20 protein-coding genes and 3 rRNA genes are annotated in these 24,320 nt (G+C 61.9%); 21 read left to right on the forward strand and 2 right to left on the reverse strand.

The window, feature by feature from the left end; translation table 11 throughout:
- The first annotated feature begins 65 nt into the window (after positions 1–65).
- The 16 genes from rpmE (at position 66) to AABD04_RS08760 (ending at position 13,718) form a co-directional block, all read left to right on the forward strand.
- Positions 66–299 (forward strand): 50S ribosomal protein L31, encoded by a 234-nt coding sequence (rpmE, locus tag AABD04_RS08685; protein WP_008715081.1) that lies wholly within the window; start codon positions 66–68, stop codon positions 297–299.
- Between the two features lie 97 nt (positions 300–396).
- On the forward strand, positions 397–1,473 hold the full coding sequence (gene prfA / locus AABD04_RS08690; protein WP_243597125.1) for a peptide chain release factor 1: 1,077 nt from the start codon (positions 397–399) through the stop codon (positions 1,471–1,473).
- Positions 1,474–1,579: 106 nt separating this feature from the next.
- Complete coding sequence (locus AABD04_RS08695; protein ID WP_341440909.1) at positions 1,580–2,389, forward strand: SHOCT domain-containing protein; 810 nt, start codon at positions 1,580–1,582, stop codon at positions 2,387–2,389.
- Between the two features lie 34 nt (positions 2,390–2,423).
- Complete coding sequence (prmC, locus tag AABD04_RS08700; protein ID WP_341440911.1) at positions 2,424–3,308, forward strand: peptide chain release factor N(5)-glutamine methyltransferase; 885 nt, start codon at positions 2,424–2,426, stop codon at positions 3,306–3,308.
- Positions 3,309–3,374: 66 nt separating this feature from the next.
- Positions 3,375–4,037: an L-threonylcarbamoyladenylate synthase gene (locus tag AABD04_RS08705; RefSeq protein WP_243597140.1), complete on the forward strand. Its 663-nt coding sequence runs from the start codon at positions 3,375–3,377 to the stop codon at positions 4,035–4,037.
- Between the two features lie 18 nt (positions 4,038–4,055).
- A complete protein-coding gene (locus AABD04_RS08710) occupies positions 4,056–5,267 on the forward strand; it encodes a glycosyltransferase family 4 protein (protein WP_243610893.1) in 1,212 nt (403 codons plus the stop codon).
- A 66-nt stretch (positions 5,268–5,333) separates the two neighbouring features.
- Positions 5,334–5,765 carry a hypothetical protein gene (locus AABD04_RS08715; protein ID WP_341442988.1) on the forward strand — a complete coding sequence of 144 codons (432 nt, stop codon included), beginning with the start codon at positions 5,334–5,336 and terminating at the stop codon, positions 5,763–5,765.
- Positions 5,766–6,205: 440 nt separating this feature from the next.
- Positions 6,206–6,931, forward strand: a complete 726-nt coding sequence (gene atpB, locus AABD04_RS08720) for a F0F1 ATP synthase subunit A (RefSeq protein WP_243597129.1) — start codon at positions 6,206–6,208, stop codon at positions 6,929–6,931.
- Positions 6,932–7,009: 78 nt separating this feature from the next.
- The gene (locus tag AABD04_RS08725) at positions 7,010–7,249 is read left to right on the forward strand and encodes an ATP synthase F0 subunit C (protein WP_008715092.1); all 240 of its coding nucleotides are present in this window, start codon (positions 7,010–7,012) and stop codon (positions 7,247–7,249) included.
- 7 nt (positions 7,250–7,256) lie between these two features.
- Positions 7,257–7,817, forward strand: a complete 561-nt coding sequence (locus AABD04_RS08730) for a F0F1 ATP synthase subunit B (RefSeq protein ID WP_243597130.1) — start codon at positions 7,257–7,259, stop codon at positions 7,815–7,817.
- An 8-nt stretch (positions 7,818–7,825) separates the two neighbouring features.
- A complete protein-coding gene (locus AABD04_RS08735; protein WP_243597131.1) occupies positions 7,826–8,653 on the forward strand; it encodes a F0F1 ATP synthase subunit delta in 828 nt (275 codons plus the stop codon).
- A gap of 88 nt (positions 8,654–8,741) precedes the next feature.
- A complete protein-coding gene (atpA, locus tag AABD04_RS08740) occupies positions 8,742–10,385 on the forward strand; it encodes a F0F1 ATP synthase subunit alpha (RefSeq protein WP_032365581.1) in 1,644 nt (547 codons plus the stop codon).
- Positions 10,386–10,437: 52 nt separating this feature from the next.
- The gene (locus tag AABD04_RS08745) at positions 10,438–11,409 is read left to right on the forward strand and encodes a F0F1 ATP synthase subunit gamma (protein ID WP_037193379.1); all 972 of its coding nucleotides are present in this window, start codon (positions 10,438–10,440) and stop codon (positions 11,407–11,409) included.
- 3 nt (positions 11,410–11,412) lie between these two features.
- On the forward strand, positions 11,413–12,861 hold the full coding sequence (gene atpD / locus AABD04_RS08750) for a F0F1 ATP synthase subunit beta (protein ID WP_094638681.1): 1,449 nt from the start codon (positions 11,413–11,415) through the stop codon (positions 12,859–12,861).
- A gap of 30 nt (positions 12,862–12,891) precedes the next feature.
- Entirely contained in the window at positions 12,892–13,251 is a 360-nt protein-coding gene (locus AABD04_RS08755) for a F0F1 ATP synthase subunit epsilon (protein ID WP_341442989.1), read from the forward strand.
- 29 nt (positions 13,252–13,280) lie between these two features.
- A complete protein-coding gene (locus tag AABD04_RS08760; protein WP_341440913.1) occupies positions 13,281–13,718 on the forward strand; it encodes a DUF2550 domain-containing protein in 438 nt (145 codons plus the stop codon).
- On the opposite strand, the gene AABD04_RS08765 is transcribed toward AABD04_RS08760, so the two are convergent.
- Complete coding sequence (locus AABD04_RS08765; protein ID WP_341440914.1) at positions 13,719–14,321, reverse strand: cob(I)yrinic acid a,c-diamide adenosyltransferase; 603 nt, start codon at positions 14,319–14,321, stop codon at positions 13,719–13,721. It abuts the gene before it with no gap.
- Between the two features lie 54 nt (positions 14,322–14,375).
- On the opposite strand from AABD04_RS08765, the gene murA reads away from it, so the two are divergent.
- The gene (gene murA, locus AABD04_RS08770) at positions 14,376–15,629 is read left to right on the forward strand and encodes a UDP-N-acetylglucosamine 1-carboxyvinyltransferase (RefSeq protein WP_243597135.1); all 1,254 of its coding nucleotides are present in this window, start codon (positions 14,376–14,378) and stop codon (positions 15,627–15,629) included.
- Here the strand turns inward: murA and pdxR are convergent.
- Complete coding sequence (pdxR, locus tag AABD04_RS08775) at positions 15,622–17,025, reverse strand: MocR-like pyridoxine biosynthesis transcription factor PdxR (protein ID WP_341440915.1); 1,404 nt, start codon at positions 17,023–17,025, stop codon at positions 15,622–15,624. The two genes, murA and pdxR, sit on opposite strands and share 8 nt — an antisense overlap.
- Positions 17,026–17,117: 92 nt before the next feature.
- Here pdxR and AABD04_RS08780 point away from each other — a divergent pair, with 92 nt between their 5' ends.
- The 4 genes from AABD04_RS08780 (at position 17,118) to rrf (ending at position 23,621) form a co-directional block, all read left to right on the forward strand.
- Positions 17,118–17,801, forward strand: a complete 684-nt coding sequence (locus AABD04_RS08780; protein WP_341440916.1) for a pyridoxamine 5'-phosphate oxidase family protein — start codon at positions 17,118–17,120, stop codon at positions 17,799–17,801.
- A 555-nt stretch (positions 17,802–18,356) separates the two neighbouring features.
- Positions 18,357–19,874 (forward strand): 16S ribosomal RNA (locus tag AABD04_RS08785).
- Positions 19,875–20,216: 342 nt separating this feature from the next.
- Positions 20,217–23,372: ribosomal RNA gene (locus AABD04_RS08790) — 23S ribosomal RNA — on the forward strand.
- A 132-nt stretch (positions 23,373–23,504) separates the two neighbouring features.
- A 5S ribosomal RNA gene (gene rrf, locus AABD04_RS08795) occupies positions 23,505–23,621 on the forward strand.
- Together the 16S, 23S and 5S rRNA genes form the textbook arrangement of a ribosomal RNA operon.
- The last annotated feature ends 699 nt before the right edge of the window (positions 23,622–24,320 follow it).

Here is a 24,320-nt window from a genome sequence, read left to right on the forward strand (position 1 = left end):
TCCGGTTCACGTCTTCGATCGGCGAAGGCGACCCGGCGACCATTACAAAGAACGGTAAGGACACCATGAAGGCAGGAATTCACCCCGACTACACACTGACGACAGTCGTCTGTGGTTGCGGCAATACTTTCGAGACCCGAAGCACCACCGACAAAGAGCGCATCAGCGTCGAGGTCTGCTCGCAGTGCCACCCCTTCTACACCGGCAAGCAGAAGATTCTCGACACCGGCGGCCGCGTCGCTCGCTTCGAGGCTCGCTACGGCAAGCGCGCCGGCAAGAAGGCCGACGCAGACAGCTAGCTGTTCCGCCGACGCCCGTCCTGTGATTCACAGGACGGGCGTCGGCTTTTTTGTGTCCACATCCAGTTGCACCCGCGTTCGAGAGTGAGTCATCCCCATGGCGAGAACAGTGAAGCCTTCGGCCATCGACGACATCCTCGCCGAACACTCCGGGCTCGAGCAGCAACTGGCCGACCCAGCTCTGCACAACGACCCGTCCGCGGCCCGAAGAGCAGGCAAGAGGTTCGCCGAGCTGGCACCCATCATGTCTGCACACACCAAGCTGACGTCCGCGCAGGACGATCTCGAAGCCGCGCGAGAGCTGGCCGCCGACGATTCGTCGTTCGCGGCCGAGATCCCCGACCTCGAGGCGACCGTGGTGCAGCTCGAGCAGACGCTGACCGATCTGCTGGCACCACGTGACCCGCACGACGGCGACGACATCGTAATGGAGGTCAAGTCGGGTGAGGGCGGCGAGGAATCGGCGCTCTTCGCGGCCGATCTGGCGCGGATGTACGTGCGCTACGCAGAACGCCGCGGCTGGCGCGTCGAGGTTCTCGACGCAAACGTCTCGGACCTGGGTGGATACAAGGACGCGACGTTGTCGATCAAGACCAAGGATCCGCTCGACGGCGTGTGGGCGCGGCTGAAGTTCGAGGGCGGCGTCCACCGCGTGCAGCGAGTGCCGGTGACCGAATCGCAGGGGCGCGTGCACACCTCCGCGGCCGGCATCCTGGTGTACCCCGAACCCGACGAGGTCGAGGAGGTGCAGATCGACGAGTCCGACTTGCGCATCGACGTGTACCGGTCATCCGGCAAAGGCGGCCAGGGCGTCAACACCACCGACTCCGCAGTCCGGCTCACGCACCTTCCCACGGGCATCGTGGTCACCTGCCAGAACGAGCGCTCGCAGCTGCAGAACAAGGCGCGCGCGATGCAGGTGCTTGCCGCTCGTCTGCAGGCAGCAGCAGAAGAAGCGGCCGACGAAGAGGCCTCGGCCGGTAGGGCCAGTCAGGTGCGCACCGTCGACCGCTCCGAGCGAATCAGAACGTACAACTTCCCCGAGAATCGCATCACCGATCACCGGATCGGCTTCAAGGCCCACAACCTCGACTCACTTCTGGACGGTGAGATGGATGCGCTGCTCGACGCGCTGGCCAAGGCGGACCGAGATGCGCGAATGCAAGCAGAATAGTTGCGGCACATAGCTTTACAGAGTTCGCCGGGCTGATTCACCGATCGGTGCGATACCCTGGCGGCCAGGTTCGACACCGTACCAGCGCCCGAGAGGCACACCAGAGATGAACCAGGCCTTGACCCCCGCAGGCGAGAACGCCGTGTCCGAGCTGTCGTCGCGCTACGGCATCTCGACCGATGCCGTTCGTACGATGCTCGACGCCGTCAACAACGGCCGCGGCACCATGGCGCAGTTCAACATTCCCGAGCTCGGAGGCAGCGGGCAGTGGATGCGTGGCGGCATGACCATGGTCGGCAACATGTTCGATCACGGGCTCAAGAGCCGGGTCGACGGTCTCTGCCGCGATCTGTCTGCAGTGTTGGCGCAGCACCAGGTGTACCCGCCGAGGGAGGCCGGTAGTTCGTCCTTCGGTGGCAACTCGTTCGGTGGCGGCTCGTGGTGGCCCTCGGACCTCGGTGCGCCGAGTTCGAGCGGTGGCCAGAACGGCTCGCAGTACGCAGTGTTCCCGGGATCTCGACGCCTCGCCGTGTTGGTCGGCGGCGAACTGGCCGTGTACGACACTCTCGATCACTCCATCGGCGGAGTCCAGCAACAGCAGGGCGGCGGACCGGGATCACTGGAGTTCACCAGCCAGTACGGCACGTTCACCGCAGGCAGCCTCCCTCGCGTCGACCAGCAGTCGAGCGGAACGAACACGCAGAACCAGTCGGCACCGCAATCCGCTCCGCAGACGTACACGCAACCGTCCTCGCCGCAGCAGTCCTCGAATCAGTCGTCTCAGGGCAACCGGTCGGGCGTCGACATCTCCGACATCACGGCTGCGATCGAGGCACTCGCAGGGTTGCACGCCAAGGGATTCCTGACCGACGACGAGTTCTACGCCAAGAAGTCGGAGTTGCTGGGACGGGTGTGACCGCGCTGTCGGTGGCTCGTGGCAGTCTGTACGGGTGAGTCGCAAGCCGCTACGTCTGGCCATCCTGGAAGCAACATCGATGCTGGAGGCGGCCGGTGTGCCGAGCCCACGGGTCGACGCAGAACTGCTTGCCGCGCACCTCGTGGGCGTGGAACGGGGCCGTCTCGGTCTGGTGCCGCTCGTCGAGCCAGAGCTTGTCGAGGCATATTTCCGCACTGTCGAGCAACGCGCGAAACGCATTCCGCTGCAGTACATCACGGGCACGACCTCGCTGGGCAACATCGACGTCGAAGTAGGCCCAGGAGTCTTCGTACCGCGTCCGGAAACGGAGTTGCTGTTGGCCTGGGCTCTCGCGTTCCTCGAGAACGTCGACCACCATCCGCCCGTGATTCTCGACCTCTGCACGGGTTCGGGTGCCTTGGCGTTGGCGATCGCCAACGCTCGTCCGGACGCCGTCGTCCATGCCGTCGAGCTGGACCCGTCGGCGTTGGCGTGGGCCCGTCGCAACGCGGATCTTCGCAGCGGACACGGCGATACGCCGATCACTCTGCACCACGGCGACGTCACTGCTCGTGACCTGTTGACCGAACTCGACGGTGCAGTCGACATGATCGTCGCGAACCCGCCCTACATCCCGGAGGGCGCACATCTCGATCCCGAGGTGATCGATCACGACCCGCACATGGCGCTGTTCGGTGGCGCGGACGGATTGTCGGTCATCGAACCGATGATCGGCAATATCGCCCGCTGGCTTCGAATCGGGGGCGGTGTCGCGATCGAACACGACGACTCCAATGGACACGAGGTGGCGGCACTGCTGTCCCGACGACGGGTGTTCACCGAGGTCACCGCGCATCCGGATCTCGCGGGAAGGCCCAGGTTCGTCGTCGCCGCACGGGCCCACCCGGCCCAAGCCTGACGACAGGAACGGCAGGCGGGAGACACCTGACATCACTTCGTTATCGAAGGTGGAAGGATGGTCGCCGTGAGTACCGTCTACGACTGTCGTGAAGCCGATGCGCGCGCTGCCGGATTGACCGCGGCCCGCGGTGCCCTCAAGTCCGGTCGACTCGTCGTCATGCCTACCGACACCTTGTACGGGATCGCCGCCGATGCATTCGACGGCAGCGCTGTCACGGATCTGCTGCGTGCCAAGGGCAGGGGACGCGATATGCCGGTTCCGGTGCTCGTCGGTTCGTGGAACACCATCGACGGCTTGGTCCAGAGCGTCCGACCGCGGACCCGAGACCTGATTCGCGCCTTCTGGCCCGGCGCGCTGAGCATCGTGGTGCAGCAGGCTCCGTCCCTGGCCTGGGACCTGGGTGATGCTCAGGGAACCGTCATGCTGCGGATGCCTCTGCATCCGGTTGCGCTCGAGCTGCTGCGTGAGGTCGGCCCGCTCGCAGTCTCCAGCGCCAATATCTCCGGAAGTCCACCGGCCACCACGGTGACCGAGGCGCGAGACCAGCTCGGCGGCTCGGCCGCGGTCTACCTGGACGGGGGACCCGCCGATCACGCGGTGGCGTCGACCATCATCGATCTGACGAGCGATCGAGCACGAATCCTGCGGGTCGGTGCCATTCCCACCGACAAGATTGCCGAGGTTCTCGGGGTCACCGCCGAAAGCCTGGTCCCGGGAGCGTCCTGACATGCCCGTCCGTCCCGCATGAGCGTCGAGGTACTGGCTCAGTCGAATCTGGGTGCAGGCGTTCCGATTCGCGAACTGCTGCTGGTCTTTCTCACGGCCGCTGTGGTCACGTTCTTCGCCACCGGCGGAGTTCGGGTGGCGGCGATCAAGTTCGGTGCTGTCGCCGTTCCTCGTGATCGTGACGTCCACGTGCAGGCCACCCCGAGGCTCGGGGGAGTGGGGATCTACGCAGGAATGCTGGCTGCGCTGCTGTTCGCGTCGCAGTTGCCTGCGCTGGCTCGCGGGTTCGACGTCGCCTACAACCGCGACATTCCGGCCGCCCTGGTTGCCGGCTTCGTGATCGTGCTGGTCGGCGTCATCGACGACCGATGGGGTCTGGACGCCCTGACCAAGTTCGTGGGCCAGGTGACGGCGGCGGGAGTCCTCGTCATCATGGGTGTGAGCTGGGTCGTGCTGTATCAGCCGTGGGGCGGCGAAGAGGGACAGCCCGGAACCACGCTCGTACTGGACCAACTGCAAGCCGGACTGGTGACCGTTCTGATCACCGTCGTGATCGTCAACGCGATGAACTTCGTCGACGGGCTCGACGGGTTGGCCGCGGGCCTCGGGCTCATCTCTTCGGTGGCGATCTGCATCTTCTCGGTGGGGCTGCTGCAGGAGCAGGGTGGAGACGTCGGTGTCTACCCGCCCGCGCTGATCGCAGCAGCGCTGGCAGGTGCGTGCCTGGGATTTCTGCCGCACAACTTCCAACCCGCTCGCATCTTCATGGGCGATTCGGGATCCATGCTGATCGGGCTGACACTGGCCACGGTCTCGACGAGTGCCTCGGGGCGGATCCCGTTGACGGCGTACGGACCACGCGATCTGCTGGGTCTGTTGTCGCCGCTTCTGCTGGTCGGGGCCGTCATGCTCATCCCCATACTCGATCTGCTGCTGGCTGTGATTCGCCGCACCAGGGCCGGACGCAGCCCCTTCAGCCCGGACAAGATGCACCTGCATCATCGACTCCTGCAAATCGGTCACTCGCATCGACGGGTCGTGTTGGTGATCTACCTGTGGGTCGGTGTCCTCGCCTTCGGGGCCGTCGGATCGTCCCTGCTGGACCGGCGGATAGTGGTGCTCCTGGTGGCGGCCGGTCTGGTGTTCGCGCTGGTCGTGACCGCTGTGCCCACGTTGAGGGTGGATCGATCTCGAGGCTCGGCACCCCGACGCGAGGGACGGGGCGGCTGATCCCGTCGGCTGTTCGTAGTCGCGTGCTGGGTACCCTCGACAACTGTGACCTTCACTCCGCAGTCCATGCCCGACCAATTCGCGCCGCTTCGCGCCGCGGTTCGATACGGACTCATCGGACTGGTGGTGCTGACGGTGGTGAGCGTCGGCATTGCCGTCGCTGCAGCCGGAACGCCCGGCCTATGGGGATCGCTCATCGGTGTGGCCATCGGCGGAGGCTTCGTGATCACGACGGCATTGTCGGTTGCGCTCACCACACGTTTTCCGGCCTCGGCCGTCGGGGCACTGCTGCTCGGCGGTTGGTTGGTGAAGATGGTGATTGCGCTGATCGTGCTGGTTGCGCTGAAGGACGCCGACTTCTACAACCGCTATGCGTTGGGACTGACCATTCTGGGAGCGCTCGTCGTCGTCCTCGGCGCAGAGGTCTTCGGGGTCGTCAAGACCAAGGTCGCCTACGTGGATGCGGTTCCGGCGGAGGACAACACCGACAATCGGTAGTACGACAGGCTGTCGTAATCGGTTAAGCTGAGGGCCGCCTACACAACGTCGTAGTTCTGTTGATAAAGTTTGCATCAAGCGGCGGGCAAGACTGGGACGAAAGAGACTTTTTCCCCGGACTGGACCCCCGCAGGTAGCAGTCAGCGTGAGCTTCCTTACAGTAGGCCCGGAGTCATCGACTTCGGCAACGTAAGGTTCCGCCTGAGAGTTGCCGAGTCGACGTGAGTCGCCGACACCCGACAGACGCTTGGCCGATGAAGACCGGGCCTCAGCCTCTGACGATTGCGAGCCGATTTTCGTCGACTTGATAGATCGTCATTGTCCGATCGAACCGCAGTCGCTAGCCGGCTGCGGCCCGAACACGGGAGAGACCGCTGAGCGTCACCACCCTGGCTGCGGAATACAGTCCGCCGTCACTATCCGATTTCTTTCCTCCCGCGGTGCTGTTCGAGGGGACTCCGTTCGAGCTCGACAGACTGATGCTCATCCGCATCCTGATGTCGGCGATTCTGATCATCTTCATGGTGGTTGCCCTCCGCAGCCCGAAGATCGTTCCGCGTGGTCTTCAGAACGTCGGAGAGATCGCTCTCGATTTCGTTCGGATCCACGTCGCAGAAGATGTGCTCGGGAAAGAACAGGGACGCCGATTCCTGCCCGTCATCATGACCATCTTCTTCACTGTGTTCGCGGTGAATGCGAGTGCCGTCATTCCGTTTCTGAACATCTCGTCGAACGCACGCATCGGCCTACCGATCGTGCTCGCTGCGGTTGCGTACGTCGCGTTCATCTACGCCGGTGTGAAGAAGTTCGGTGTCGGGAAGTTCGTCAAGGGCACCATCGTCATTCCGGGCATTCCTCCGGCGATGCACGTGCTGCTCATCCCGCTGGAGTTCGTCTCGAACTTCGTGCTTCGCCCGTTCACGTTGACGGTGCGTCTGCTCGCCAACATGCTGGCCGGCCACATCATGCTCGTGCTGTTCTTCAGCGCGACCCAGTTCTTCCTCTTCGAGGCGTCGGCCGGGCTGAAGATCTTCGCGGCACCCTCGCTCATCATGGGCTTCCTGTTCACGTTGTTCGAGATGCTGGTGATCTTCCTCCAGGCCTACATTTTCGCGCTGCTCACGGCGATCTACATCGATCTGTCGCTGCACGCCGACTCGCACTGACCGACCAACTGACCGAACCAGCTACACCGCCACCTCCGACACCCGGATGTGGACCGAAGAAAGGGAACGGAAAACCCAATGAGCCTTGAAGTTCTGGCCCAGGCGCAGGAAATCACCGCAAGCGGATACGGCGCCATCGGCTACGGCCTCGCAGCGATCGGTGGTGGCATCGGCCTCGGCCTCGTCGTCGCCAAGAACATGGAAGCAACCGCTCGTCAGCCCGAGCTGGCCGGTCAGCTCCGCACCACCATGTTCCTCGGCATCGCATTCACCGAGTCCCTCGCCCTGATCGGCCTCGTCGCCGGCTTCATTCTCTGAGAGCGCGATGACAAACGCGATTACGTTGCTGGCGGCGGAGGGGGAGGAATACAACCCTCTTCTGCCCGCAACCTACGACATCGTTTGGTCGCTCGTCTGTGTCGCAGCAATCGGCTTCCTGTTCTGGAAGTACGTTGTGCCGCGCTTCACCAAGGTTCTCGCTGAGCGTTCCGAGCTCATCGAAGGCGGAATCAAGAAGGCAGAAGAGGCACAGGCCGAAGCCAAGGCGGCACTCGAGCAGTACCACGCTCAGCTGGCCGACGCCCGTTCCGAGGCCGCGCAGATCCGTGAGGAAGCGCGCACCCAGGGACAGGCAATTCTCGCCGAGATGAAGGAAAAGGCGCAGGAAGAAAGCGACCGGATCGTGGCCGCAGGCCACAATCAGCTCGTTGCTCAGCGTCAGCAGATCGTCACCGAGCTTCGGGGAGATCTGGGACGCACGGCCGTCGAACTCGCTGAGAAGGTCATCGGAGAGCAGTTGTCCGACGACGCGAAGCGTTCAAGTTCGATCGATCGCTTCCTCAACGAGCTGGATTCCGTCACCGCGGACTCCGCAGCCGGAAAGTGAGTCGAACCATGTACGCAACTTCTCGTGAGGCACTCGCCCGCACGCGGTCGGTTGCCCACGAAGCTCTGGGGTCCGCGTCGGCAGGCGAGGCAACAGCCGTCGCTGCTCAGACCGGTGCCGAGTTGTTCGCCGTCGTCGAGACTCTCGACGCGCAGCGCACGTTGCGTACCGCTCTCGCCGATGCGTCGGTCGAGGGCGTTCGGCGAAGCGATCTGGCCGGAGAGGTCTTCTCCGGCCAGGTGTCGAGTGCAACGGCGACGATCGTCAAGGCCGCAGCCGGCGAAAGCTGGTCCACCGCTCGTGACCTGCTGAACTCACTGGTCGAGCTGGGACGTGAAGCTCTGCTTCGCGCCGCTGCCGATCAGGATCAGTTGGACACGGTCGAGGACGAGCTGTTTCGGCTCGGGCGGATCGTGGCAGCCAACCCGCAACTCGAGCAGGCCCTGTCGGATCGCTCGAAGCCGTCGCAGGCCAAGCGGGAACTGCTCGGTCGCTTGTTGTACGGCAAGGTCACCGCGGTCACCGAAGCGCTCGCAGTTCAGGCTGTGACGCGTCCGCGGAAGGCGGCTCCCGCCGACGTGCTCAACGGATTGGCCGATCTGGCCGCCGAACAGCGCGACCGTGCGGTTGCACACGTTCGTAGCGCAGCCCCACTGAGCGACAGTCAGCTCGAGAAGCTGACGGCAACCTTGACCCGCACATACGGCAAGCAGGTCACGGTGCACGTCGAGGTCGATACCGAACTGCTCAGCGGACTTGTCGTTCGTATCGGCGACGAGGTCATCGACGGTAGCGGGGCAGGCCGCCTCGCTGCATTGCGAAAGACGCTCAAATAGTCCGACACGGACACAGTAACGAGAAGAAGCGTCTCGACTTTCGAGACATTTCACCCCGCGATCATTTGAAGGAAGAGCAGGAAACACTATGGCGGAGCTGACGATCTCCTCCGACGAGATCCGTAGCGCGATCGATAACTTCACCGCGAGCTACTCACCGGAGTCTTCCCGCGAGGAGGTCGGCACGGTTACGGACACGAGCGACGGAATCGCTCACGTGTCCGGATTGCCGTCGGCGATGTCCAACGAACTCCTGGAATTCCCCGGCGGAGTCCTCGGTGTCGCGCTGAACCTGGATGCGACCGAAATCGGTGCCGTCATCCTCGGTGACTACGAGCACATCGAAGAAGGCCAGGAAGTCAAGCGCACCGGAGACGTGCTGTCGGTCCCCGTGGGCGACGGCTACCTCGGCCGCGTCGTCGACCCCCTGGGCAAGCCCATCGACGGCCTCGGCGACATCGAGTCCTCCGAGACCCGCGCCCTCGAACTGCAGGCTGCCTCGGTGCTCGAGCGCCAGCCCGTCGAGGAGCCGCTGCAGACCGGCATCAAGGCGATCGACGCCATGACCCCGATCGGCCGCGGCCAGCGTCAGCTCATCATCGGCGACCGCAAGACCGGCAAGACTGCGGTCTGCATCGACGCGATCCTGAACCAGAAGGCCAACTGGGAGAGCGGCGACGACAAGAAGCAGGTTCGCTGCATCTACGTCGCCATCGGCCAGAAGGGCTCCACGATCGCAGGCGTCAAGGCTGCACTAGAGGAGCAGGGCGCACTCGAATACACGACCATCGTCGCGGCTCCCGCGTCCGATTCGGCCGGCTTCAAGTGGCTCGCCCCGTACACCGGCTCGGCCATCGGCCAGCACTGGATGTACCAGGGCAAGCACGTCCTCATCGTGTTCGACGACCTGACCAAGCAGGCCGAGGCGTACCGCGCCATCTCGCTGCTGCTGCGTCGTCCGCCGGGCCGCGAGGCATACCCCGGTGACGTCTTCTACTTGCACTCCCGTCTGCTGGAGCGTTCGGCGAAGCTGTCCGACGAGCTCGGTGGCGGATCGTTGACGGCACTGCCGATCATCGAGACCAAGGCCAACGACGTCTCCGCGTACATCCCGACCAACGTCATCTCCATCACCGATGGTCAGGTCTTCCTGGAATCGGACCTCTTCAACAAGGGCGTCCGTCCCGCCATCAACGTCGGTATCTCGGTTTCCCGAGTCGGCGGCGCTGCGCAGACCAAGGGCATGAAGAAGGTCTCCGGATCCCTTCGTCTCGAGCTTGCTCAGTTCCGTGAGCTCGAAGCCTTCTCGGCGTTCGCATCCGATCTCGACGCAGCCTCCAAGGCACAGCTCGAGCGCGGCGCACGTCTGGTCGAGCTGCTCAAGCAGGATCAGTACGCCCCGGTTGCCGTCGAAGATCAGATCGTCTCGATCTGGCTCGCCGGCCAGGGCACGTACGACTCGGTGCCCGTGGGCGATGTTCGCCGCTTCGAGACCGAGCTGCTCGAGGATCTGCACCGCAACGCCAGCGGCGTCTACGACAGCATTGCCGGTGGCAAGGCTCTCGACGACGACAACCAGAAGGCACTGACCGAAGCGACCGAGAAGTTCAAGGCCGGCTTCGTGGACTCGGACGGCAACCGTGTCGTCAACGAGGCCGAGGCAGACACTCTGAACGCCGACGAGGTCAGCCAGGAGCAGGTCAACGTCACCCGCAAGACAGTCAGCAAGTAGGCCGGCGATGACAGGTGACATGACGAGCACAGAAGGGAGCGTGAACAGCTAGATGGCAAGCATTCTCGAGCTTCGCTCCCGCATCAAGTCGGTCAACTCGACCAAGAAGATCACCAAGGCACAAGAGTTGATCGCGACATCGCGAATCACCAAGGCGCAGGCCCGCGTTGCCGCATCGAAGCCGTACGCGGAAGAGATCACCAAGGTGCTCTCCGCGTTGGCGAGTGCATCGAGTTCCCTCGATCACCCGCTGCTCAACGAGCGACCCGAGCCCAAGCGTGCAGCGGTTCTAGTCGTGACCAGCGACCGCGGTATGTGCGGCGGCTACAACTCCAACGTGCTCAAGGAGACGGAGGAGCTGTTCCAGCTGCTCCGCTCCGAGGGCAAGGATCCGGTCATCTACGTGCTCGGCGCAAAAGGCCTGGGCTACTACACATTCCGCGAGCGGGACGTGAAGGGTGCGTGGACGGGCTTCTCGCAGGAGCCCGGGTACGCCGACGCCGCCAAGGCGAGCAGGCACCTGGTCGAGTTGTTCATGGCCGGGTCTGGCACCGAGGTCGACGCTCCCAACGGTGAAGGCACCGTCGAGGGCGTGGACGAGTTGCACATCGTCTACACCCGCTTCGTGTCGATGCTCACGCAGAAGCCCGAAGTTCGCCGGATGGCACCTCTCGAAATCTCGTACACCGACGAGGAGTTCGAGATGGGTGCAGACGCGTTGAGCGACTCGCCGACCGCAGATGTGCAGGCACAGTACGAGTTCGAGCCGGAGGCAGGAACTCTGCTTTCGGCGCTGTTGCCCAAGTACATCAGCACCAGGATCTACGCGTCGTTGCTCGATGCAGCAGCGTCGGAGTCCGCGGCGCGTCGTACCGCCATGAAGGCAGCGACGGACAACGCGAACGAATTGGTCGAGACCTTGAGCCGTCAGGCCAACCAGGCTCGGCAGGCCCAGATCACCCAGGAAATCAGCGAAATCGTCGGTGGCGCCAACGCGTTGGCCGACAGCGCAGGAAGTGACTAAGCAATGACCGCAGCAGTAGCCCAAGAGAACGCGAGCGGAGCGGACACTCAGTCCGGCCGTGTCGTTCGGGTCATCGGCCCCGTTGTGGACGTCGAGTTCCCGCGCGGCTCGATTCCCGCATTGTTCAACGCCCTCAACGCAGAGATCACTCTGCCGACCGTGGCCAAGACCCTGACGCTCGAGGTCGCACAGCACCTCGGCGACAACTTGGTTCGCACCATTTCGATGCAGCCCACCGACGGACTCGTCCGCGGCACCGCAGTCATCGACTCGGGCAAGCCGATCTCGGTTCCCGTCGGTGACGTCGTCAAGGGCCACGTGTTCAACGCCCTCGGTGACTGCCTGGACACGCCCGGACTCGGCCGTGACGGCGAGCAGTGGGGCATCCACCGTAAGCCACCAGCCTTCGATCAGCTCGAGGGCAAGACCGAGATCCTCGAGACCGGTATCAAGGTCATCGACCTTCTGACCCCGTACGTCAAGGGCGGAAAGATCGGTCTGTTCGGTGGTGCCGGTGTCGGCAAGACCGTGCTGATCCAGGAAATGATCACCCGTATCGCACGCGAGTTCTCGGGCACCTCGGTGTTCGCAGGAGTCGGCGAGCGCACCCGTGAGGGCACCGACCTTCACCTCGAAATGGAAGAGATGGGCGTCCTCCAGGACACCGCCCTCGTCTTCGGCCAGATGGACGAGCCGCCCGGCACGCGTATGCGCGTGGCGTTGTCGGCACTGACCATGGCGGAGTACTTCCGCGATGTTCAGGGACAGGACGTTCTGCTGTTCATCGACAACATCTTCCGCTTCACCCAGGCAGGTTCGGAGGTGTCGACTCTTCTCGGTCGTATGCCGTCGGCCGTCGGTTACCAGCCCACGCTGGCGGACGAGATGGGTGAGCTCCAGGAGCGCATCACCTCGACCCGTGGACGGTCGATCACCTCGCTGCAGGCGATTTACGTTCCCGCCGACGACTACACCGACCCGGCGCCGGCCACGACGTTCGCGCACCTCGATGCGACGACCGAGCTCTCGCGTCCGATTTCGCAGATGGGTATCTACCCCGCTGTGGACCCGCTGAGCTCCACCTCGCGCATCCTCGAGCCCGGCATCGTCGGTGCGGAGCACTTCCGCGTCGCCAACGAGGTCAAGCGGATCCTGCAGAAGTACAAGGAACTGCAGGACATCATCGCCATCCTCGGTATGGACGAGCTTCAGGAAGAGGACAAGGTTCTGGTCGGCCGCGCACGCCGCCTCCAGAAGTTCCTCGGCCAGAACTTCATCGTTGCCGAGAAGTTCACCGGCGAGGCCGGTTCGGTCGTGTCGCTCTCCGACACCATCGAGGCGTTCGACAAGGTCACCAAGGGTGAGTACGACCACCTTCCCGAGCAGGCCTTCAACAGCTGTGGCGGTCTCGACGATGTCGAGGCAGCCGCGAAGAAGATGGCCGGAAAGTAGACCGACGTGACTTCTTCCGAGAAGAGCGGCATGGAGGTCTCCCTGGTCGCTGTGGAGCAAAAGCTGTGGTCCGGTACCGCGACCATCGTCAGCGCTCAGACCACCGAAGGTGAGATCGGCATCATGCTGGGCCACGAGCCTGTCCTCGGGCAGTTGATCGAGGGCGGTACGGTGTCGATCACGACCACGGACGGCGAGAAGCTCATCGCAGCCGTCCACGGTGGATTCCTGTCGGTGACGGGCAAGACGGTCACCGTGCTGGCAGAATCGGCCGATTTCGCAGACGACATCGATGTCGAAGCGGCACGGGCTGTAGTGACAGAGAACGGGGACGACCTCGAGGCCATCGCTGTGGCCAAGGGACGTATCCGCGCTGTCGAGCGGTCCTAGGTTCACGAGAAGCCGCGACGAGACCTGCGATGCACACCGGATTGATTGTTCTGATCATTCTGGTTGTGCTGCTCGCAGGGCTCGTCGCGGCTTTTGCGTACCGTCTGATGGTTCTCAGGCGTGGGGGCACCGCGGCGATCATGCGAGTGTTGCCGTCGGAGGGTGGCACCGGTTGGCGTCACGGCATCATTCGGTACGGCGACAACACGCTGGTGTTCTTCAAATTGTCGAGCCTGCGTCCCGGCCCCGATCATCGGTTGGGCCGGCAGGACGTTCACGTGGGGGATCGACGAGCACCACGGGACACCGAGTTCGACATCATGACCTCTGACATCGCAGTGTTGGAGCTGTCCGATGGCGGAAAGAACTACGAGATAGCGCTGGACAGAAGTGCGTTGACCGCTTTCCTGTCCTGGGTGGAGTCGCGGCCATCGGGCCGTTCGCGGCGCCGCCGACCGGCGGCCTGATCAATTCCCGTCGGTAGTCGGCTCGCTCGACGCGCGGCTCGATCCCGGAACCCACTGGACATCGCCTTGGGGGTTGGCGTGGCGGCTCAGAATGAACAAGAGATCCGAGAGTCGGTTGAGGTACTTCGCCGGCAACGCACTCGTCGTGTCCGGGCTTGCGTGCACAGCAGCCCAAGCCGATCGTTCGGCGCGGCGGGCCACCGTTCGCGACACATGTAGCAAGGCTCCCAAAGGCGTTCCACCTGGCAGGATGAACGACGTCAGTGCGGGCAGCTCCTCGTTGAATTCGTCGCACCAGCGTTCGAGGCGGTCGACGTAGCTCTGATCGATGCGCAGTGGAGGGTATTGCGGATCCTCGACGACCGGAGTGGAGAGATCGGCCCCCGCGTCGAACAGATCGCTCTGAATGGTTCGGATCACCGAATACACTGATTCGGGCGGGTTGCCCAGCGCGAGAACGACTCCGAGGCTTGCATTGGTCTCGTCGCAGTCGGCGTAGGCAATGAGGCGTTCGTCGTTCTTCGACACTCGCGAGAAGTCGCTGAGCCCGGTGGTCCCGTCGTCGCCGGTTCTCGTATAGATGCGGGTGAGGTGAACGGCCATGCGGGCTACGGTACCGCGCGGGTGTCGGTCGGTCCCGCTGGCTACGCTGTCGAAGTGAGTGAACGCTTTTTGGTCAACGGTGGTAACCGCCTCGTCGGTGAGGTGGCGGTCGGGGGCGCGAAGAACAGCGTCCTCAAGCTGATGGCGGCGGCGCTGCTGGCCGAGGGCACCAGCACGATCACGAACTGCCCCGACATCCTGGATGTACCGCTGATGGCAGAGGTCTTGCGCGGGCTCGGCTGTGAGGTCGAATTGGACGGTTCGGTCGTCCACATCACCACTCCGGCCATGCCGAAATATCATGCCGATTTCGCGGCAGTTCGCCAGTTTCGAGCCTCCGTGTGTGTGTTGGGACCGCTGGTTGCGCGGTGCAAGAGAGCCGTCGTTGCACTGCCCGGTGGCGACGCGATCGGTTCGCGACCCCTCGACATGCACCAGTCCGGTCTCCAATTGCTGGGCGCGCGTAGCGAAATTCAACACGGATGCGTGGTCGCAGAAGCAGACGAACTGCGCGGGGCGAACATCAGACTCGCGTTTCCGTCCGTGGGTGCCACCGAGAACATCTTGATGGCTGCTGTCCTTGCCACCGGGGAGACGGTGATCGACAACGCGGCGCGTGAGCCGGACATCGTCGACGTCTGCAACATGCTCAACGAGATGGGTGCCGACGTTCGCGGTGCAGGCACATCGACCTTGACCATTCGTGGTGTGAGCGCGCTGAAGCCGACGACCCACAAGGTGATCGGCGATCGTATCGTCGCCGCGACCTGGGGAATCGCCGCCGCGATGACGCGTGGGGACGTTCGAGTGCGCGGGGTCAATCCGAAGCACCTGTCGTTGGTGTTGGACAAACTGAGGTCGGCCGGGGCCGAGGTCACCAGTGAGCCTGACGGCTTTCGCGTCGTTCAGCACGAGCGTCCGCGGGCGGTCAATTTCGCGACGCTTCCGTACCCGGGGTTTCCGACCGACCTCCAGCCGATGGCCATCGGGCTTGCAACCGTCGCCGACGGCACGTCGATGATCACCGAAAACGTCTTCGAGGCACGATTCCGGTTCGTCGAGGAGATGATCAGACTCGGGGCCGACGCTCGCACAGACGGCCACCATGCCGTGGTCCGCGGTGTGCCGCAGCTGTCCAGTGCGCCGGTGTGGTCCTCCGACATTCGGGCGGGGGCGGGCTTGGTACTCGCAGGACTGGTGGCGGACGGCACGACCGAGGTGCACGACGTGTTCCACATCGACAGGGGCTATCCACGGTTCGTGGAAAATCTGACCGCTCTCGGAGGGAGCATCGAGCGGGTCAGCTGACCAGCCTGCTTTCGAGGACGTCGACCAGTACTCGCAGGGCACGATCGAATTGATCGTCCGCCACCGAGCCGTAGCCGACGACGATCCCACCCTCGGTGGTGGGCGACCGCGTCGAATGCTCGAGGGTGGGCAGGTCGATCCCGCTCGCTGCACAGTCCGACGCGACGTGGCGCGCCACGTCGGTGTCGAGCACGAGAACGGTATGCAGCCCGGCGCCGACTCCTCGAAGTTCGCCGAATCGAGAGAGCGCGGCGGCGACGACGCGGTCACGTGCCCGATAGATCCGACGCGCGGTGCGTACGGATCGGTCCCATTCGCCGTCGCGTAGCAGTGAGTTCATGGCGTATTGGATGGGAACCGATGGGTAGTCACCGATTGCGCCACGTGTGTCGGTGATGTGCTCGACCATCGACGGGGGAGCCACCATCCATCCCAGTCGCACGCCGGCACCCAACGTCTTCGATACGGTTCCCAAGTAGACGGCGCGGTCCGGAACGAGCTCGGTGATTGTAGGCAAAGGTGCTATGCCATAACGGAATTCGGAATCGTAGTCGTCTTCGATGATGGTCGATCCAGTGCTTCGTGCCCAGTCCGCCAGTGCACGCCTGCGACTGATGGGCATGAGCCCGCCGGTGGGGTACTGGTGTGAGGGGGTGACATAGATGGCAGGGGTCCTCGGAGGTGCAGATCCAAGCTCTTCGACTACTAGGCCTTCACGGTCGACAGGGACATCGTGAACGGACCACCTGCGGTGGGTCGCGAGGGCGGCGGCTGATCGATATCCCGGATTCTCCAGTGCGAGAACATGTTCGACACCGACGTTCGCTGACAGTGCGCCCAGTGCCAAGTCCAGACCGTGGATGCTTCCCGTGGTGACGACGATCGAATCCGCGGTGGTGTGCAGTCCACGTGCACGGCCCAGCAGGTCCGCGATGCGTGTTCTCAGGTCGAGCAAGCCTGCCGGATCGGGGTAGTCGCCGGGCGGGGGCGATACGCCGACATCTCGCCAGGCCCGCTTCCACGCTTCGGACGCGCGCGGGGGAGTCCACGGTGTTCCGGGTCGGAGCGAAATGCGCTGAGCAACCGGTGGGTTTTCTTGTGCTCGGCGTGGGCTGCGGCGCGATCGAACGGCATGCGGCACATCTCGGACGTAAGTGCCGGATCCGCGACGTGCATCGAGCCAACCTTCGGCCACGAGCTGCTGGTACGCCTTCTCCACCACCGCGCGAGCCAAGCCCACTTCGGTGGAAAGCGCTCTGGTGCTGGGCAATCGGGTGCCAGGCGCAAGCTCGCCGCGATCGATGGCCGCGCGGATACCGTCGGCTACTTGAACGGGCAACGTACGACGGTCGGCGCGATCGACCGTGATCGACAGCGAATTCGGCGGCAAGGTCATCGTGCATCACCTGTCGAGGGAGGTAAGTGGCCTAGCAAAGTCACCACTTATTGGACCATGACAGTGAGCCAACCGAGCGGGATCCTGTAGTCATGACGACCGACGAATCACTCCTGTCCCCGATGCCCAGAACCACGGTGATCCGTGGTCGGCAGCGCGCGCGAGCAGAGCGATCGGCATTGCTGGACGTTCTCCGCTCGGCTCGCCTCTGCCATCTGGGCGTAGTGGTGGAGAACGTGCCGCGTGTGCTTCCGACCGTGTTCGGCGTGGATCCGGACGGCCCGGACAGGGACGGAACTCTGTACCTGCACGGCTCGGTCGCCTCTCGCAGCCTGATCGAGGCAACGGCGCAGGACATCTGCGTGACGGTTACCGTCGTCGACGGGTTGGTCCTGGCTCGATCCGCGTTCCATCACTCGATGAACTATCGAAGTGCGGTCGTGGTTGGGCGGCCGCGTCGAGTAGAGGACGAGCAGGAGCGAATCCGCGCTTTGGACGCAATAGTCGATCAGGTCGTCCCGGGTAGAAGTGCACACCTGCGTGCGCATACGAGGAAAGAAGTCGCAGCGACCAGCGTGCTGGCGCTTTCGTTGTACGAGGCATCGGTGAAGGCACGTGCCGGCGGACCGGTCGACGATGTGTCCGACATTGTTGCCGGGGGAGTCTGGGCGGGTGTTGTGCCCATCGGTGACAGCGTCGGGCGTGCAGTACGTGCCGATGACGTGGAACCACACCTTGCAGAGCCGGAGCACGTAGTTGTGTTGTCTCGCTCCTGAAACCGGTGTCGACAGTAATTTCCGCAGATATGGCTGGCGTCACACGAAAGGATGTGTCGGCGGAACGGAGCAGGCTGGAGCATCCATGTGCTCGGACCTGCATGGATGCGTGCACAAGCTCGATCAACCAGCCGATTTGCGCGCATGGGGTTGGTGGCGTAGCTTTTGTCGAGTCAGAGCGACGGACACCGACCTGGTCTTCACGGACTGGGATACGAGGTTGGACGTGTGGCCTGGCAGGTTTTATCCCCCAAGAGTCGGGCCTTGTGTCCGAGACCAAGCTGGGATAGGCTGGAACAGTTGCCCTGGAGGCCTTCGGACAGTGTGTCCGTGGGTCGAGAGTGTGTGCGTGTTCTTTGAGAACTCAACAGTGTGTCGATGAATGTCAGTGCCGAATTTTATTTGGTGAAAGCATTCGATGTATCAGCCATCCGCTTGTGGTGGTTGTTGTCGGGTGTTGTTTTGAAATGCTAGTTGAGTTTTTTTGCTAGTGATTTGACTTGATGTCTTTGACTGATTCGCAGCCCTTTTCGGGGGTTGTTGTTTCGCAGGTCTTTTACGGAGAGTTTGATCCTGGCTCAGGACGAACGCTGGCGGCGTGCTTAACACATGCAAGTCGAGCGGTAAGGCCTTTCGGGGTACACGAGCGGCGAACGGGTGAGTAACACGTGGGTGATCTGCCCTGCACTCTGGGATAAGCTTGGGAAACTGGGTCTAATACCGGATATGACCGCATGCCGCATGGTGTGTGGTGGAAAGATTTATCGGTGCAGGATGGGCCCGCGGCCTATCAGCTTGTTGGTGGGGTAATGGCCTACCAAGGCGACGACGGGTAGCCGACCTGAGAGGGTGACCGGCCACACTGGGACTGAGACACGGCCCAGACTCCTACGGGAGGCAGCAGTGGGGAATATTGCACAATGGGCGGAAGCCTGATGCAGCGACGCCGCGTGAGGGATGAAGGCCTTCGGGTTGTAAACCTCTTTCAGCAGGGACGAAGCGTGAGTGACGGTACCTGCAGAAGAAGCACCGGCTAACTACGTGCCAGCAGCCGCGGTAATACGTAGGGTGCGAGCGTTGTCCGGAATTACTGGGCGTAAAGAGTTCGTAGGCGGTTTGTCGCGTCGTTTGTGAAAACCCGGGGCTCAACTTCGGGCTTGCAGGCGATACGGGCAGACTTGAGTGTTTCAGGGGAGACTGGAATTCCTGGTGTAGCGGTGAAATGCGCAGATATCAGGAGGAACACCGGTGGCGAAGGCGGGTCTCTGGGAAACAACTGACGCTGAGGAACGAAAGCGTGGGTAGCAAACAGGATTAGATACCCTGGTAGTCCACGCCGTAAACGGTGGGCGCTAGGTGTGGGTTCCTTCCACGGGATCTGTGCCGTAGCTAACGCATTAAGCGCCCCGCCTGGGGAGTACGGCCGCAAGGCTAAAACTCAAAGGAATTGACGGGGGCCCGCACAAGCGGCGGAGCATGTGGATTAATTCGATGCAACGCGAAGAACCTTACCTGGGTTTGACATACACCGGAAAACCGTAGAGATACGGTCCCCCTTGTGGTCGGTGTACAGGTGGTGCATGGCTGTCGTCAGCTCGTGTCGTGAGATGTTGGGTTAAGTCCCGCAACGAGCGCAACCCTTGTCTTATGTTGCCAGCGCGTTATGGCGGGGACTCGTAAGAGACTGCCGGGGTCAACTCGGAGGAAGGTGGGGACGACGTCAAGTCATCATGCCCCTTATGTCCAGGGCTTCACACATGCTACAATGGCCAGTACAGAGGGCTGCGAGACCGTGAGGTGGAGCGAATCCCTTAAAGCTGGTCTCAGTTCGGATCGGGGTCTGCAACTCGACCCCGTGAAGTCGGAGTCGCTAGTAATCGCAGATCAGCAACGCTGCGGTGAATACGTTCCCGGGCCTTGTACACACCGCCCGTCACGTCATGAAAGTCGGTAACACCCGAAGCCGGTGGCCTAACCCCTCGTGGGAGGGAGCCGTCGAAGGTGGGATCGGCGATTGGGACGAAGTCGTAACAAGGTAGCCGTACCGGAAGGTGCGGCTGGATCACCTCCTTTCTAAGGAGCCTCTTCGCTCGGATGCACTGCTGAACAGTCAGCAGACGATCCAGCGACAGAAACCGTTTAGTCCTCATATGTAGGGCTGCGGTGCTCACGGGTGGAACACTGACAACCAGATCCTGTAGAACGCGAAACCATGTTTCGCCGGCAGGAACTATATCGATGCACTGTTGGGTCCTGAGAGAACACGCGAGTGTTTCTTTCAAGGCAAGACATATGCAGGCTGTCATGGCTGGTTCTATCGGCTGAGGGATGAAAGTTTCTCGGTGTCTGAGGGTGGCGTGAACATGGTGGTGTGTGTGTTGTTTGAGAATTGCACAGTGGACGCGAGCATCTTTGTTGTAAGTAATGAAGAGCGTACGGTGGATGCCTTGGCACCAGGAGCCGATGAAGGACGTAGGAGGCTGCGATAAGCCTCGGGGAGCTGTCAACCGAGCTGTGATCCGAGGGTGTCCGAATGGGGAAACCCAGCACGAGTGATGTCGTGTTACCTGCACCTGAATATATAGGGTGTGTGGAGGGAACGTGGGGAAGTGAAACATCTCAGTACCCACAGGAAGAGAAAACAATAGTGATTCCGTGAGTAGTGGCGAGCGAAAGCGGATGAGGCCAAACTTTGTGCGTGTGATACCCGGCAGGGGTTGCGTATGGAGGGTTGTGGGGTTTGCATTGTCGATTCTGCCGGATCGGCCGACAGTGAGAAATTGTGGTGTTAGTCGAAGTGGTCTGGAACGGCCTGTCGTAGAGGGTGAGAGTCCCGTAGACGAAAACACTGCAACTGTCGTTGTGAATACCCAAGTAGCAGCGGGCCCGTGAAATCTGCTGTGAATCTGTCGGGACCACCCGATAAGCCTGAATACTCCCTGGTGACCGATAGCGGACTAGTACCGTGAGGGAAAGGTGAAAAGTACCCCGGGAGGGGAGTGAAATAGTACCTGAAACCGTGCGCTTACAATCCGTCAAAGCTGGTGAACAGTTTGTTCTGTTGCTGGTGATGGCGTGCCTTTTGAAGAATGAGCCTGCGAGTTAGTGGCATGTCGCGAGGTTAACCCGTGTGGGGTAGCCGTAGCGAAAGCGAGTCCGAATAGGGCGTATCCACGTTTGTGGTGTAGTGGCGTGTTCTAGACCCGAAGCGGAGTGATCTACCCATGGCCAGGTTGAAGCGACGGTAAGACGTCGTGGAGGACCGAACCCACTTAGGTTGAAAACTGAGGGGATGAGTTGTGGGTAGGGGTGAAAGGCCAATCAAACTCCGTGATAGCTGGTTCTCCCCGAAATGCATTTAGGTGCAGCGTCACGTGTTTCTCGCCGGAGGTAGAGCTACTGGATGGTCTAGGGGGCCTACAAGCTTACCGAAATCAGCCAAACTCCGAATGCCGGTGAGTGAGAGCGTGGCAGTGAGACTGCGGGCGATAAGGTTCGTAGTCGAGAGGGAAACAGCCCAGATCGCCAGCTAAGGTCCCTAAGCGTGTACTAAGTGGAAAAGGATGTGGGGTCGCGAAGACAACCAGGAGGTTGGCTTAGAAGCAGCCACCCTTGAAAGAGTGCGTAATAGCTCACTGGTCAAGTGATCCTGCGCCGACAATGTAGCGGGGCTCAAGTACACCACCGAAGCTGCGGCACTCACACAACAGCCCCATGCAAGTCTGCGGATTTGTGTGCAGGTGTGTGGGTGGGTAGGGGAGCGTCGTGCAGCCATGGAAGCATCGGAGTGATCCAGGTGTGGAGGCTGCGCGAGTGAGAATGCAGGCATGAGTAGCGAAAGACGAGTGAGAAACTCGTCCGCCGAATGACCAAGGGTTCCTGGGCCAGGTTAATCCGCCCAGGGTGAGTCGGGACCTAAGACGAGGCCGACAGGCGTAGCCGATGGACAACGGGTTGATATTCCCGTACCCGTGTAACCGCGCCCATGGTGAATCAGTGACACTAACCACCCTGAATCCATATGACTTGCCACCTTCGGGTGGCCGGCGTGTGGTGGATGCGTGGGACCTGATCTGGTAGTAGCCAAGCGATGGGGTGACGCAGGAAGGTAGCTGGGCCAGTCAGTGGTTGTACTGGTGTAAGCCTGTAGGGCGAACGGTAGGCAAATCCGCCGTTCATCAAGCCTGAGAGGTGATGCGTAGCCGATTGAGGCGAATTCAGTGATCCTATGCTGCCGAGAAAAGCCTCTAGTGAGTTGTTACACGGCCCGTACCCCAAACCGACACAGGTGGTCAGGTAGAGAATACTAAGGCGATCGAGATAACTATGGTTAAGGAACTCGGCAAAATGCCCCCGTAACTTCGGGAGAAGGGGGGCCCTGTCCGGTGACGGAATTTACTTCCTGAGCTGGGTGGGGCCGCAGAGACCAGTGAGAAGCGACTGTTTACTAAAAACACAGGTCCGTGCGAAGTCGTAAGACGATGTATACGGACTGACGCCTGCCCGGTGCTGGAAGGTTAAGAGGACCGGTTAGCCAGTGATGGCGAAGCTGAGAATTTAAGCCCCAGTAAACGGCGGTGGTAACTATAACCATCCTAAGGTAGCGAAATTCCTTGTCGGGTAAGTTCCGACCTGCACGAATGGCGTAACGACTTCTCAGCTGTCTCAACCATAGACTCGGCGAAATTGCATTACGAGTAAAGATGCTCGTTACGCGCGGCAGGACGAAAAGACCCCGGGACCTTCACTACAGCTTGGTATTGGTGTTCGGTTCGGTTTGTGTAGGATAGGTGGGAGACTGTGAAGCGGTGACGCCAGTTACTGTGGAGTCGTTGTTGAAATACCACTCTGATCGTATTGGATACCTCAACCTCGGACCATGATCTGGTTCAGGGACAGTGCCTGGTGGGTAGTTTAACTGGGGCGGTTGCCTCCTAAAATGTAACGGAGGCGCCCAAAGGTTCCCTCAGCCTGGTTGGCAATCAGGTGTCGAGTGCAAGTGCACAAGGGAGCTTGACTGTGAGACTGACAAGTCGAGCAGGGACGAAAGTCGGGACTAGTGATCCGGCACCGGCAAGTGGAAGCGGTGTCGCTCAACGGATAAAAGGTACCCCGGGGATAACAGGCTGATCTTCCCCAAGAGTCCATATCGACGGGATGGTTTGGCACCTCGATGTCGGCTCGTCGCATCCTGGGGCTGGAGTAGGTCCCAAGGGTTGGGCTGTTCGCCCATTAAAGCGGCACGCGAGCTGGGTTTAGAACGTCGTGAGACAGTTCGGTCTCTATCCGCCGCGCGCGTAAGAAACTTGAGGAAGGCTGTCCCTAGTACGAGAGGACCGGGACGGACGAACCTCTGGTGTGCCAGTTGTTCCACCAGGAGCACCGCTGGTTGGCTACGTTCGGAAGGGATAACCGCTGAAAGCATCTAAGCGGGAAGCCTGTTCCAAGATGAGGTTTCTCACCCCCTCGAGGGGGTAAGGCCCCCGGCAGACCACCGGGTTGATAGGCCAGAACTGGAAGTCGGGTAACCGATGCAGGTGACTGGTACTAATAGGCCGAGGACTTACCACAAAGAAGCTACGCGTCCACTGTGCAATATCTGAAACAACACACGTTTCAGCACAACAATTGAATGAACCAGTACGTCACCTATCCCGACCAGGTGACACCGCTGATGTTCCGTGTGTAACTGTTTCGTAGAGTTACGGCGGCCATAGCGGAGGGGAAACGCCCGGTCCCATTCCGAACCCGGAAGCTAAGCCCTCCAGCGCCGATGGTACTGCACTCGACAGGGTGTGGGAGAGTAGGACACCGCCGAACACAAACAAACGGAATGCCCCCGACCTCACGGTCGGGGGCATTCCGCATTTCGAAACCACCCACGACCGCAACAGGATTCAGGCTTTCCAGTTGGATGCGCAGGTGCCGGAATGCGCAGGCGTCGACATCTGCACCTGCAGTCCCATCCCTCGCCGCGCGCGCCGCCTGCCTCGTCCCCCTCACCCAGAAGGCAAACGCGAGCGCAGTCGCCAGACGCGAGCAGAACAGCGAGACCAGACTGCGCGCACCTGACGAACGCGCGCGCGTTCGCACAATCCAGAGGTGCCAGCACCACGTCGCCGCCCATAGTGCCGACCGTCGACTCGTTACCGTCACCCCCCCCCACCCTGGTCGCAAACGCGAGCGCGTTCGCCAGACGCGAGCAGAACAGCGACACCAGACTGCGCGCACCTGACAAACGCGCGCGCATTCGCACAATCCAGAGGTGCCAGCACCACGTCGCCGCCCATAGTGCCCATCGTCGACGCGTTACCGTCACCCCCCCACCCTGGTCGCAAACGCGAGCGCGTTTGCCAGACGCGAGCAGAACAGCGACACCAGACTGCGCGCACCTGACAAACGCGCGCGCATTTGCGGGCCGCCGAACTGGACTGAACCCCAACAACTCGATTACTGCTATCGAAGCGTGGCGGTGAGGGTAAGCGGGCTTACGCAACATCTGGATTCTGCAGACGCGCT

Origin of the sequence: Rhodococcoides navarretei (assembly GCF_038069675.1) — a bacterium.
GTDB classification, from domain to species: Bacteria; Actinomycetota; Actinomycetes; order Mycobacteriales; family Mycobacteriaceae; genus Rhodococcoides; species Rhodococcoides navarretei.